This is a genomic window from Methylobacterium sp. Leaf125, assembly GCF_001423085.1.
GTDB lineage: Bacteria > Pseudomonadota > Alphaproteobacteria > Rhizobiales > Beijerinckiaceae > Methylobacterium.
Genome location: NZ_LMNU01000048.1, coordinates 184794 through 197295, shown reverse-complemented (window position 1 = coordinate 197295; position 12502 = coordinate 184794). Strand labels below are relative to the sequence as shown.

12 protein-coding genes are annotated in these 12502 nt (G+C 68.8%); 3 read left to right on the top strand and 9 right to left on the bottom strand.

Features of this window, described 5'->3' with window-relative positions:
* The first annotated feature begins 20 nt into the window (after nt 1–20).
* Nucleotides 21–773: an amino acid ABC transporter ATP-binding protein gene (locus tag ASF58_RS23840; protein ID WP_055958671.1), complete on the top strand. Its 753-nt coding sequence runs from the start codon at nt 21–23 to the stop codon at nt 771–773.
* A 153-nt stretch (nt 774–926) separates the two neighbouring features.
* Here ASF58_RS23840 and ASF58_RS23835 read toward each other — a convergent pair whose 3' ends face one another.
* Nucleotides 927–1628, bottom strand: coding sequence for a YafY family protein (locus tag ASF58_RS23835; RefSeq protein WP_055958667.1), 702 nt, complete (start codon nt 1626–1628; stop codon nt 927–929).
* Nucleotides 1629–1719: 91 nt separating this feature from the next.
* Between ASF58_RS23835 and ASF58_RS23830 the strand changes: the two genes are divergently transcribed.
* Both ASF58_RS23830 and ASF58_RS23825 read left to right on the top strand, forming a co-directional pair.
* Entirely contained in the window at nt 1720–2127 is a 408-nt protein-coding gene (locus ASF58_RS23830; RefSeq protein ID WP_055958664.1) for a VOC family protein, read from the top strand.
* A gap of 328 nt (nt 2128–2455) precedes the next feature.
* Nucleotides 2456–3472 (top strand): alpha/beta fold hydrolase, encoded by a 1017-nt coding sequence (locus tag ASF58_RS23825; protein WP_055958662.1) that lies wholly within the window; start codon nt 2456–2458, stop codon nt 3470–3472.
* Nucleotides 3473–3481: 9 nt separating this feature from the next.
* On the opposite strand, the gene ASF58_RS23820 is transcribed toward ASF58_RS23825, so the two are convergent.
* From ASF58_RS23820 to ASF58_RS23785, 8 genes are all read right to left on the bottom strand, one after another.
* Nucleotides 3482–3895, bottom strand: coding sequence for an AtzH-like domain-containing protein (locus ASF58_RS23820; protein ID WP_055958659.1), 414 nt, complete (start codon nt 3893–3895; stop codon nt 3482–3484).
* A 3-nt stretch (nt 3896–3898) separates the two neighbouring features.
* Nucleotides 3899–5092: an amidase gene (locus tag ASF58_RS23815; protein ID WP_055958656.1), complete on the bottom strand. Its 1194-nt coding sequence runs from the start codon at nt 5090–5092 to the stop codon at nt 3899–3901.
* A complete protein-coding gene (locus ASF58_RS23810; protein ID WP_055958654.1) occupies nt 5089–6729 on the bottom strand; it encodes a dipeptide ABC transporter ATP-binding protein in 1641 nt (546 codons plus the stop codon). The genes ASF58_RS23815 and ASF58_RS23810 overlap by 4 nt, the downstream gene beginning before the upstream one ends.
* Nucleotides 6726–7553, bottom strand: a complete 828-nt coding sequence (locus ASF58_RS23805) for an ABC transporter permease (RefSeq protein ID WP_055958651.1) — start codon at nt 7551–7553, stop codon at nt 6726–6728. Before ASF58_RS23805 ends, ASF58_RS23810 begins: the two co-directional genes overlap by 4 nt.
* A 2-nt stretch (nt 7554–7555) precedes the next feature.
* Nucleotides 7556–8527, bottom strand: a complete 972-nt coding sequence (locus ASF58_RS23800; protein WP_055958648.1) for an ABC transporter permease — start codon at nt 8525–8527, stop codon at nt 7556–7558.
* Nucleotides 8528–8531: 4 nt separating this feature from the next.
* Nucleotides 8532–10151, bottom strand: coding sequence for an ABC transporter substrate-binding protein (locus ASF58_RS23795; protein WP_156375867.1), 1620 nt, complete (start codon nt 10149–10151; stop codon nt 8532–8534).
* Nucleotides 10152–10409: 258 nt separating this feature from the next.
* Nucleotides 10410–11165 (bottom strand): aspartate/glutamate racemase family protein, encoded by a 756-nt coding sequence (locus tag ASF58_RS23790; RefSeq protein WP_055958810.1) that lies wholly within the window; start codon nt 11163–11165, stop codon nt 10410–10412.
* Nucleotides 11162–12502 carry an amidohydrolase family protein gene (locus ASF58_RS23785; protein WP_055958642.1) on the bottom strand — a complete coding sequence of 447 codons (1341 nt, stop codon included), beginning with the start codon at nt 12500–12502 and terminating at the stop codon, nt 11162–11164. The genes ASF58_RS23790 and ASF58_RS23785 overlap by 4 nt, the downstream gene beginning before the upstream one ends.

The window sequence follows — 12502 nt, the reverse complement described above, 5'->3', positions numbered from 1 at the left end:
TGTCCGATGGTGCGTCCCCGATGTCGCGTGTCCCGCCCGCCGACCGCCCGATCGTGCAGGTGCTCGACGTGCACAAGGCCTTCGGCGAGGCCGAGGTCCTCAAGGGCATCAGCTTCGACGTGCGCCGGGGCGAGGTCGTCTGCATCATCGGGCCGTCGGGCTCGGGCAAGTCGACGCTGATCCGCTGCATCAACGCCCTCGTCCCGGTCACCTCCGGCACCATCCGGGTCGACGGCATCGAGGTGGTCGATCCGAAGCTCGACAAGCTGGCCCTGCGGCGCAAGGTCGGCATGGTGTTCCAGCAGTACAACCTGTTTCCGCACAAGACGGCGCTGGAGAACGTGATGATGGCGCCCATCCACGTGCTCGGCCAGGACAAGCGGGAGGTCGAGGTCCGGGCGCGCGCGCTCCTCGCCAAGGTGCGGCTCGCGGGCAAGGAGGCGGCCTATCCCGGCGAGATGTCGGGCGGGCAGCAGCAGCGGGTCGCCATCGCCCGATCGCTGGCGATGCGGCCGGAGGTGATGCTGTTCGACGAGGTCACCGCCGCGCTCGATCCCGAGACGGTCAAGGAGGTGCTGGTCACCATCCGCGAACTGGCCGAGGAGGGCATGACCTGCCTCCTCGTCACCCACGAGATGAACTTCGCCCGCGAGGTCGCCGACCACGTCTACTTCACCGATCGCGGCGTCATCGTCGAGCACGGTCCCCCCGAGACCCTGTTCTCGTCCGCCGTCGATGCGCGCACCCGACGTTTTCTGTCCCAGGTTCTTTGAGGCGCTCGCCCGGCGCCGTCGGACAAGCTCGGGGCATCGCCTCCGTGCCTGCCGGGAACGCGACCGACGGCTCGCGGCCCCACTCCGTCGGGGCACGCGACCCGCGCCGTGTCCGGAACCGGTGGCTCGACCCGCGACGGTTCCGGCAGCCGATCAAGGGAGGCGAAATCCGCGCTCGGCCTCGAACTGACGCTTCCAGTCCCGCCGCAGATCGCCGGGTCGTCGCTCGAAGCGCTCGTCCAGGAAGGCCGAAGCCTCGATGCGGTCGGTGCGGAAGTGGCGGAAGGCCTGCCGCCATTCACACCATGCCGCGAGCAGCCGGACGGTTTCGGCGTAGCCGACCATCACCGGCCAGACGACGCGCTCGCTCGCACGGCCAGCTTCGTCACGATAGCTGATGCGCAGCTTGCACCCGGTGCGGATCGCGGCGCGCAGCCGCGCCATGTCGAGGCCATCGGCGGATGCGGGCCGCGTGGGGCCGGCACTGACGCCCGGGTCAGCGATGAACGGGCGCAGGTGATCGGGGACGACCGCGGAAATCTTGGCGAGCAGGTTGCGTGCAGCGCTCGCCAGCCCTGGATCGCCCCGCTTGGCGACCCACTGCGCACCGATCACCGCCGCTTCCAGCTCGTCGGCGCTGAGCATCAGCGGCGGCATGTCGTACGCGCGGTCGAGGACGTAGCCGACCCCAGCCTCGCCACGGATCGGCACGCGCTGCGCGATCAGGTCCGCGACGTCGCGGTAGACCGTGCGGACGGTCACTTCGAGTTCGCCCGCCAGCACCGCGGCCGTGATCGGACGCGCCGAGCGGCGCAGGATCTGGATGATCTGGAACAGGCGGTCGGCGCGGCGCATCGGCTCATCTCTCCTGACAGGATGCTGTCAGCAGGGTTCGGCTACGTCCATCCTCGGCGGGGACAAAACCGCACTTGCTCCGGAGAACGACGTGCATCTTGCCTCGACCCGTATCATCACCGCCGACGTCGACCGTCTCGTCAGCTTCTACGAGGCCGTGACGGGGCTTACCGCCACGCACTACACGCCCGACTTCATCGAGATCCGCACGCCGGGCGCAACATTGGCCATCGGGAGCACGCGTACGCTGGGCTTCTTCGGCGGGGATGCTGTCGCCGAGCCTGCAGCCAATCGAAGCGTCATCATCGAGTTCCGGGTCGGCGACGTGGACGCGGAACACGCACGGATCACGTCCAGCATCGCCGTGGCGGTGGTGCAGCCGCCCACAACGATGCCGTGGGGTAACCGCTCGCTGCTCCTGCGTGACCCGGACGGCACGCTCGTCAATCTGTTCGCCCCCATGACGGCGGAGGCCAGGCAGCGCTTCGATCAAGGCTGATACGGAGACGGCGCGGGCCGTCGCATGCTGGGACCGCTCTCGGCCCTGATGGGCGACCCCTGCGTGACCGTGCCGGTCGCGAGGACCACGTCCGGCCGGCCATCGGGCAAGCCTGCGAGTGACCGCCTCGGCGACGACGCGCGAGCCCTCCTGGGGCGCGTCTCATCGCGACTCTGAGCGGCGCGTCGACATCGCCATGACGCGTCATCGTGCTAACGTCGCGCTGCGGGATGGGGTACGCCCGTCTTCACCGCCTCGCCCGTGGCGTGCCCTCCCGCGCGATGCGCTGGTCTTCAGTCCTGCATGTTCGACGAACGAGGAGCGCCACATGGGCGGCTGGCCTACGGATACCGGCTCTTACCACCTCGGTGATTTGCGGTTGCAATCGGGCGACATCCTCCCCGATGCACGTCTGACCTGGAAGACGCACGGTACGCTTTCCGCTGCGCGGGACAACGTCGTGCTCTACCCGACCAGCTATTCCGCCCAACACCCCGACCTGGAATGGTTGATCGGTCCTGACGGCGTGCTCGATCCCACGCGCTGGTTCGTCGTCATTCCCGACATGTTCGGCAACGGCCTCTCGACCAGCCCGTCGGGGACACCGGCCTGGCCCGGTCTCGTGACTACTTGGGACAACGTTCATGCGCAGCGACGCCTCCTGGCAGACCTCTGGGGGATCGAACGGCTGCATGCCGTCTACGGCTGGTCGATGGGTGCGCAGCAGGCCTATCACTGGGCCGCCCTGTTTCCCGAGGCCGTCGAACGCGCGGTCGTCGTCTGTGGAAGCGCCCGGACGGCCACGCACAACCGGGTCTTCCTGAAGGGGTTGCTGGCGGTTCTGGAAGCCGCGCCGGAATACCGCGGGCCCGGGCGTTTCCTCTCTGAACCGAAGGCTGCGTTGCGGGCGTTCGGGCGCATCTATGCCGGTTGGGCGCTGAGCCAGGACTTCTATCGCGCCAACCTGCACGAGGTCGCCCTCGGCGCCCCGGATCTGGAGACGTTCCTGCGATCCGATTGGGAGGAGCGCTTCGCGCGCCGTCGCGCAGCGGACCTCTACGCGCAGCTCCAGACCTGGGAAGCGAGCGACATCAGTGCCAACGATCGCTACGGCGGGGACCTGGACCGGGCGCTCGGAGCGATCACCGCCCGGGTCCTGCTCATGCCGGGGGAGACCGACCTGTACTTTCGCGTCGCCGACAACGCGGCCGAACGATCCCGGCTGCGCACCGCCGCGCTGACGCCGATCCCCAGCATCTGGGGACACCGGGCCGGCAATCCCGCCGGCATTCCGGCGGACGCCGCGTTCCTCAAGAACGCTGTCCGCGCCTGGCTCGAGACCTAGCGCGCGCGATCAGGCCCCGGCGCCCTCCGACGCCGGGGGCATGATCGACACGTGGGCGGCGATCACCTTCCACCCCTGCTCCGGGAAACGGAACCACGTCTGGCTCTGGCGGCCGATCCCGGGCTTTCCCCGTGGCTTGAACTCGAGGTTCACCGTGGCGAGATCCGTGCCCACGGTCAGGATCTCGAGGCGAATGCGGGCCTCCTTGATGCCCCCGGGCACCGGGACGGCGGCGACGCGGGCGGCATGGATTGCCGCGAAGCCATAACCGTTCTCGTGGACCGCATAGCGGATCGTGTGGGGGCTATCCCAGAACGTGTCGTCCAGGACACCCACATCCTTGTCGATCAGCGCCTGCTCGTAGCGTTCGAACAGGGCGGACACTTCGGCGACCACGTGCGGCTGGTTCAGGCTGGCATCCATCGCTTATCTCTCCATAGCAACCGCGACCCGGATCAGGTCGAAATCCGTTCCGACACCCCCGATGATCGACAGGCCGATCGGGGCGTCCTGGTCCGTAGCGCCCGGAAGGTTCACCTGCGGCACACCCGTCAGGCCGCCATGGCTGGTGAGGCAGCTGATGCGCTCACGCAGCGGGTTGAGCAGGTGGAGGGGCAGTCCTTTGAGCGGCGCCGCGAACGGTGTCGTCGGCAGACACAGGATCGTGCCCGGCGGTAGGAGGAGGGCCATCCGCGCCCGCGCCTCGATCCGCATGAGGGACGCGGCATTCCGCTCGGCCTCCGACATCATCGAGCCCTGAATGAGGGCCCGGGCGACACCGAAGGCCAGGCGGGGATTGCAGGTATCGATCCAAGGCGCGAACGTCGCCCAGGCCTCGCTTCCCTGCAGCACCCGCTGCGCCCGTTGCCAGACCGACAAGCCCTGCGGCGCCAGGGTCGCGTCCTGCCGATGTCCGATCAGGCTCGCGAGCCGGTCGACCATAGGTGCCAGTGCGGCCTGCACCGAAGCGTCCGCGAAGCCGAAGGCATCGGTGGCGACGAGCAGGCGAGTGGGCAGGCGAGAGGGCAGGGTGGTCGGAAGCGGGTCGCCGAGCAGGATCTCGGCGACCCGGGACAACGTGCCAGCGTCGCGGGCGAACCATCCGCACGTATCGGAGGTCGGTGCCTGCGGGGCAATGCCGGTGAAGTCGACGCGACCATGGGTCGGGCGAATCCCGTAGAGTCCGCAGAAACTCGCCGGGACGCGCACCGAGCCGCCCGTGTCTGTTCCCAGGGCGAAATCGCACGCCCCGGCAGCCACGGCGGAGGCCGACCCGCTGGATGAGCCTCCGGGGACACGATCGGGCGCGACCGGGTTCAGGGGGGTGCCGTCATGCGCGTTCTCGCCCAGGATGCCGAGCGAGACCTCGTCCGTGACGGTCTTCCCGACGACGGAGGCTCCGGCGTCCAGCAGGGACTGCACGACGGCCGCATGCCGGGTCGGCGTCGGATGGACACGCGGCCAGTCCGGATTGCCGCCGCCGGTCGGAATGTCGGCGACGTCGATCAGATCCTTGACCGCGAAAGTGAGACCGACAAGCGGACCGGACGGGGCCCCCGCGACCTTGGCCCGGGGTCCGGGCAGGAAGGCATCGGTGGCGTTTCCAGGGGGTGGGGTCATGCGTGTGTCCGCTCGTGAATGGGCCGGCTCGCCCGTTCCTGCCAGTCGGCGCCGGGTACGGCGGCGAACAGGGCGGCCGTGTAGGGATGCTTCGGCGACGCGTAGATCTCTGCCGTGGGGCCGACTTCGACCACGGCCCCCTGCCGCATCACGGCGATCCGGTCGCAGACCTGGAGGGCGACGCGCAGATCGTGGGTGACGAACAGCATGCTGAGCTGAAGCCGAGCCTTGATGTCGGCAAGAAGCGCGAGGATCTGGGCCTGCACCGAAACGTCGAGCGCGGAGACCGGTTCGTCGGCGACCAGGATATCCGGCCGGAGAGCGAGCGCGCGGGCGATACCGATCCGTTGGCGCTGGCCTCCGCTGAACTCGTGGGGAAAGCGTCGCGCGGCCGACGGATCGAGGCCGACCAGTCCGAGCAGCACGCGCGCTTCCTCCTGTGCCACCGCGGGCGTGGTGCCGTGGATGATCGGTCCCTCCGCGATGATGTCGATCACGCGCTGGCGCGGATCGAGGGAGGCGTAGGGATCCTGGAACACCATCTGCACGCGCTTGCGATGCGGGCGCATCTGGGCGCGGCTCAGGTCGGCGACGTTGTGGCCCGAGAGCAGGATTTCGCCGCCATCCACCGGCATGAGCCGGGTCACGGCGCGCGCCAGGGTGCTCTTGCCGGAGCCGCTCTCCCCGACCACTCCGAGGGTCTCCCCGCGCCGGAGTTCGACATCGACCTGGGCCAGCGCCCGGATCGCCCGGCCGCCGAACAGCCCGCGCGCGCCGTAGGCCTTCTCGATCTTACGTCCCTCCACGACCAGGGGGGCCGTACTCGCTGGCCGGACCGGAGGCGGCGCCAGCTTCGGCACGGCGGCGATGAGCGAGCGGGTGTACGGATGCTGGGGGCGGCCGAGGACGTCCGCGACCCCGCCTTGCTCCACCAGCCGTCCCTTTTGCAGGACCGCCACGCTGTCGGCGATATCGGCGACGACGCCGAAATCATGCGTGATGAACAGGACCGAGGTGCCGTGCTCGCGTTGAAGGTCACGGATCAGGTGAAGGATCTGCGCCTGGGTGGTGACGTCGAGAGCCGTGGTCGGCTCGTCCGCGATCAGCAGGCGCGGTTTGAGCGCGAGCGCCATGGCGATCATCGCGCGCTGTCGCTGCCCGCCCGACAATTGGTGCGGGAACGCCCGGGCGAGGCGTGCCGGGTCCGGCAGGTGGACGCTGTCGAGAAGCGCGAGGATCCTGTCGCGACGCGCGGCGCGGCCGGTCGTCGTGTGAATGCGCAGGATCTCGTCGAGCTGGCGCCCGATCGTATGGAGGGGGTTCAGGGCCGTCATCGGCTCCTGGAAAATCATCGCGATCCTGGCGCCCCGGATCGCCCGCATCCCGCGCTCATCGATCGCCGCGAGGTCCTGCCCCTCGAACAGGAGGCGGCCGCCGGCAATGCGGACATGCGGCTTCGGCAGCAATCCCAGGATCGCGCGCGCCACCATCGACTTCCCCGATCCACTCTCGCCGATCAGGCAGGTCACCGCCCCGGCCCGGAGGGCGAGGTCGACATCCGTCACGGCCTGGGCGCGGTCCGCTCCGGGCGGCAGGCCGATCGAGAGCTTCTCGATGTCGAGAACGGTGGTGGTCATCGCTCGCGCAGCCTCGGATTCAGGGCTTCGTTCAATCCATCGCCCACGAGATTGATGGCCAGCACCGTGAGCAGGATGGCGATGCCCGGGAAGGTGCAGATCCACCACGCCGAACGCAGAACCGCGCGGCCGGCGCTGATGATCAGGCCCCAACTCATCACGTTGGGGTCGCCGAGGCCGAGGAAGGCGAGCCCGGCCTCGATCAGGATCGCCGTGCCGATCAGCAGAGAGCCGACCGCGATGATCGGCGCGGTGCAGTTCGGCAGCATGTGCCGGAAGATGATCCGCGCGTCGCTGGCCCCGAGCCCCGTGCAGGCGAGGATGAACTCCCGGCCACCGAGGGCCGCGAACTCGCCCCGGACCAGGCGCGCGATGCCCGGCCAGGACACGGCCGCGATGGCGATGATCTCGCTCGTCACGGAGGGCGAGAGGATCGCCACGATCAGGATCGCGAGGACGAAGGCCGGAATGGTCTGGAAGAACTCGGTGACCCGCATGAGGACGATCTCGACGGCGCCGCGGTAGTACCCGGCCAATCCGCCGACGATCACGCCGAAGAGGATGGCGCCGAGCGTTGCGCCCACGCCGATCAGCAGGGAGGTGCGGGCGCCGTAGGCGATCTGCGCGGCGACGTCCCGCCCGAGGGTATCGGTGCCGAGCAGGAAGCGCCCGCCCGGTGGCTGGAGGGCAGGCCCGGCGAGGCGGAATGGATCGCCTGGAAAGAGGGCTGGCGTCGCCAGGACCAGAAGCAGAAGCCCGAGCAGGATGGCCGCGCCGAACAGGGCCATGCGGTTGCGGGCGAAGCGCGCGAGACCGGCGCCCATGCTCAGAGCTCCATTCGCGGATCGAGGGCGGTGTAGAGGAGATCGACCGCGAGGTTCACCAGAACGACGAGGCAGGCCGACACGAAGAAGATCCCCAGCAGCAGGTTCAGGTCACGGGATTGCAGGGCGTTGAACGCCAGCGTGCCGATCCCCGGCCAGCCGAAGACCGTCTCGACGACGATGGACCCGCCGATCAGGTTGCCGGCCTGAACGCCCGCCATGGTCACGACGGGGAGAAGCGCGTTGCGCAGAACGTGCCCCGTCATGATCCGGATTTCGGTCTGGCCCTTGGCGCGCGCCGTGGTGACGTAGTCCATGCCGACCTGCTCCAGCACGGAGGCCCGCATCACCCGGGCGTAGACGGCGAGATAGAACAGCGACAGCGCGATGGCCGGCATCACGAGGTGGCGGGCGACGTCCCAAACCTGATCCCAGCCCTCGGTGTCGGCGCCGACCGTGTCGAAGCCGCTGGTCGGGAGCCAGCCGAGATGGATCGCGAAGACCACGATCATCATCAGGCCGAGCCAGAAGCCCGGCGTCGCGTAGGCGACGAGGCTCACGAGCGAGATGACGCTATCGCGCCACGAGTTCCGCCGTGTGGCGGCGATCAACCCCAGCAGGGTCCCGGCCACGAGGGCGGCCCCGAAGGCCGTCAGCATCAGCAGGCCCGTCGGCCAGAGCCGGTCGAGGATGAGGTCGGTGACCGGACTGTCGTTGCGGAACGAGTATCCGAGGTTCAGGTGCAGCATGTTCGTCAGGTAGACGAGGAACTGCGTGCCGAGCGGCTGGTCCAGCCCGAACTTCTGCCGCAACTGCTCCAGGTATTCGGGGCTCGCCGCACCGCTCTCGCCCGCCAGGACCGAGGCCGCGTCGCCGGGCGCGAGGTGAATGAGGAAGAAGTTGAGCACGACGATGCCGAGCACCACCGGAATCGCCAGCAGGATCCGGTGGCCGAGATAGCGCGCGAGCCGCACGACGCTACTTGTCCATCCAGGCCCGCTCGAACGCCTGCTGCGTCCCCAGCGGACCTGTGGTGTGGTCGTGCAGCTTCGTATTGAACACGCTGACGTATTGCACGTCGATCAGCCAGACCATCGGGCAGTCCTCGGCAAGGATCTGCTGGACCTTCTTGTAGATGTCGCCGCGCTTGATCGGATCTGGCTCGCGCATGCCCGCGTCGAGCATCCGGTCGACCTCCGGGTTGCTGTAGAACATGTCGTTGACGAAGGTGACGCCCTTGCGGATCTGCGACGTCAGGAACTGCTTGTTCAGGCCATAGACCGGATCGACGCCCTGGCTCAGGAACGGCTCGTTCAGGTCGTAGTCGTAGTTCGTGTAGACCCGCCGGAGCCACGTCGCCGTGTCCTCGGACCGCAGCGTCACGTCGATGCCGACCGGTGCCAGGGCCTGCTTCAGGTATTCGGCCTGCCGCAGCCATTGTTCGCCGAATGAATTGACCTCCAGATGCAGGCCGAAGCGCATGGAGTCGGCGCCGCGCGGCGCGCCGGCCTCGTCGAGCAGACGGTTGGCGATCTCGAGGCGATCCGGAACGTCGAACCGTCGCAGGTCGTCCGTGTAGAGCCCGGCCGTCTTGAATTTGCGGCTGAGCGGACCGGTCGCGGGCTGGCCGTAGCCGTACATGACGTCCCGCAGGATGACGTTGCGATCGATCGCATAGGCGATCGCCTGGCGCACGCCCTTCTTCTGGAGTTGCGGGTGCCGGCCGTTGAGTTCGAGCACGCTCTGGGCCGGCGTCATCTCGTAGCCCTTGGTCGTCAGCCCCAGGATGGGATTGGATGTCATGCGTGCTAGGTCGGCGTAGTTCACCGCGCTGTAGGCGGCGAAATGGGCCTCGCCGGCCTCCATCGCCGCCGACCGGGTTCCCGCATCCGGGATGAAACGGGCGATGATGCGGTTGAGGTAGGGCAGGCCGGGCTTCCAGTAATGCTCGTTCCGATCGAGCCGCACGGACTGCCCACGCTCCCAGCTCACGAACTTGAACGGCCCGGTGCCGATGGGTTTGTTGGCGCTGGGGTTCTGGAGGACATCGGTCCCCTCGAAGACGGACTTGCACAGGATCGGAAGGTCACGCCCGGACAGGGCCTTCATCAGGTACGGCGCCGGGTTGGCGAGGTGCAGAACCGCCGTCAGGGGATCAGGGGTGTCGACCGACGTCAGTTCCGTCAGCATCACCGGAGCGATCGGGTTGTACTTCTTCAAGACTTCCATGAACGAGTACTGCACGTCGGCGCTGGTGAACGGCTTGCCGTTGTGGAAGGTCACGCCCTCCTGCAGCTTGAAGGTGATGGTTTTGCCGTCGGGCGCGATCTCCCACGATCGGGCCAGGTTCGGTTGGGGGTTCAGGTCCCAGTCATAGGTGCACAGCCCCTCGTAGACCTGCGTCGCGATGGGCGGGATGTTGCCGGCGGTGACGGCGTAGTGCGCCAGCGTCGAAGGTTCGGGATGCACGATCATCACCATCGTGCCGCCCCGCCGGGGTTCGGCGGCGGCCCCGTGTCCCGAGGCCGCCGCAAGGCCGACCGGGAGAGCGAGCACCGCGCGGCGGGAGAGCTTCGTCAGGTGTGGTGACTGAGACAAACCAGAGTACTCCAGGCGACAGGCGAAGGCTCAGCAAAACGGATGCCAGAACGTCCGAGGATGTCTCCCCGAAACACGGCGGTCGTGCTCGCCGTCAGTATTTGAGAAACGACAGCAAAATTCGCCGCCCAATCGAAACAATACGATGAGCGGTGTCGTCTGCCGGTGCCCAACAAGGAGATTGTTGCTCCCGCGACGGATCCGACGGCTGCCCGCATCCCGCCAGCGTCGCGGGCGGCGGGTCGAACGGCTCCTGCCTCATCCCGGCTCCTCACGGTGTTCGATCCACCGCGCGAGAGCAGGCGCCAGACCTGCGGTCGCCTTGGCCCCGGGCCGCGCGAAGCGACCGGCGCGCGCCGGCGCGGGTGCCAGGCGGACCAGGGCCTGCGCCTGGCCCAGGGCCGCGGCGAGCGGGTCCACGAGGGGAACGGAGATCTCTGCGCGAAGGCGCTTCGCGAGACCCGTCAGGGGAGCGCCGGCGAGCACCACCACGTCGGCGCCGTCCTCCCGGATCGTTCGCTGGATCAGCTCGGCGATCTCGGCTTCCAGCTCATGCTGGACCTCGGTGACCGAGCGGAACCCCACCCGGACGGCCCGCAGCGCCGAACAGCGCGCGCCGAGGCCGGCGAGCGCGACGGCATCCTCGTACCAGGGCAGCAGGGTGGGTGAGAACGTGACGATGGCGAACCGCTGGCCGAGCATGCAGGCGGTGTGCATTGCGGCTTCCGCCATGCCGATCACGGGCAGGTCGAAGAGTTCCCGCGCCGCGATCAGGCCGGGATCGCCGAAGGCCGCGATGATGGCCGCGTCGTACCCCCGGCGATGCTCGGCCAGCATTTCGAGGACAGTGCTGCCGGCCAGTTGCGCCTCGGCCCGGCTCGCGATGTAGGGCAGGCCCCGGATCGCCGTGATGGCGGTCAGGTCGGTGTCGGGCGCCAGGGCTCCGGCGGCCTCCGTCGAAATCCGCTCCGTCATCGCCGTGGAAGTGTTCGGATTGAGAAGCAGGATCTTCATGCCCGGGCGCGCTCCCACAAGGCCGTGATGGCGCGCTCGGCGTCGCGCCGGATCGTGTCGGCATCGGCGCGGGTGGGGCGGCCGTCCTCCACCACGACGGCGCCGTCGACCAGAACCATCGCGACGTCCCGTCCCTGCGCGGTGTGGACGAGGTTTCCGAGGGGATTGCGGTTCGGCGTCAGGTGCGGGCGGCGGAAATCGAAGACGACGAGGTCCGCCCGCTTGCCGGGCTCCAGGCTCCCGATCTCGTCCGCGAGTCCCATGGCGCGGGCGCCCGCCATCGTCGCCATGTCGAGCACGGCCTCGGGTTGCCACTCCGCGGTGACCGCGCCGGACTGGATGCGGCCCATGGCGAGCGCCCAGCGCATCACCTCCACCATATCCGCGTGCATGTTGTCGGTGCCGAGGGTCAGCCGTGCCCCCGCCGCGCGGAGGCGTGCGGTGGGGGCGATCGTTCCCCCCGTGGCATTGCCCTTCGCGATATGCGCGATGCCGATACCCGCACGCCCGATGCGGGCGATGTCGGCCTCGCTGACGTGGATGCAGTGGGCGGCGAGCAACCGATCGTCGAGAAGCCCGACCGCGTCGAGAAGTTCGGGCGGGCTCATCCCGTCCCGCTCGCGGATGCGGGCGACTTCGACCTTGCTCTGAGACAGGTGCGTCGTGACCCGCAGGCCGGTAGAGCGGGCCGCCTCCGCGATCCGCCGAAGGAACGGCGTCGAGCAGGTATCGGGCGCGTGCGCCGCGAGCTGGACGCCGATCCGAAGGTCACTGCGGCCCTCGTAGCGCGCGGCGAGGTCGAGCGCCGCCCTGAGGGTTTGGTCGCCGATCGCGTCCCGATGCACCCAGCGCCCCGTCGAAACGCCGCTGAAATCGACGTCGTGGATGCGGCCGCAGGACCAGACCCGGAGACCGAGCTCCGCCATCGCGGGGGTGATCACATCGGCATGCACGAAGGTATCGTTGATCAGCGTCGAGCCGAACAGCAGCGCCTCGAGGGCCCCGAGCCGAGCGATGGCGCAGGCCTCGTCCGGGGTCACCATGTGCCCCTGCGGGATGCCCGGCGTGTAGGCCGGGGCGAAGCCCAGATCCTCGGCGACGCCGCGCACCATGGCGAGGGTCGTATGCGTGTGGATGTTGACGAAGCCGGGCGTGATGATGCGTCCCGGCAGATGCAGAACACGGCGCGCAACGGGCAGGGGCTCGCCGGCCGGCGCACGACCGATCCGCGTGATGCGGTTGGCCGTGATCCCGATGACGGCATCGGAGATCACCGGGTCGCGGGGGTTCGCCGTCAGCGCCGTGGCGCCCGTCAGCAGGAGGTCGAGCGGACGCAT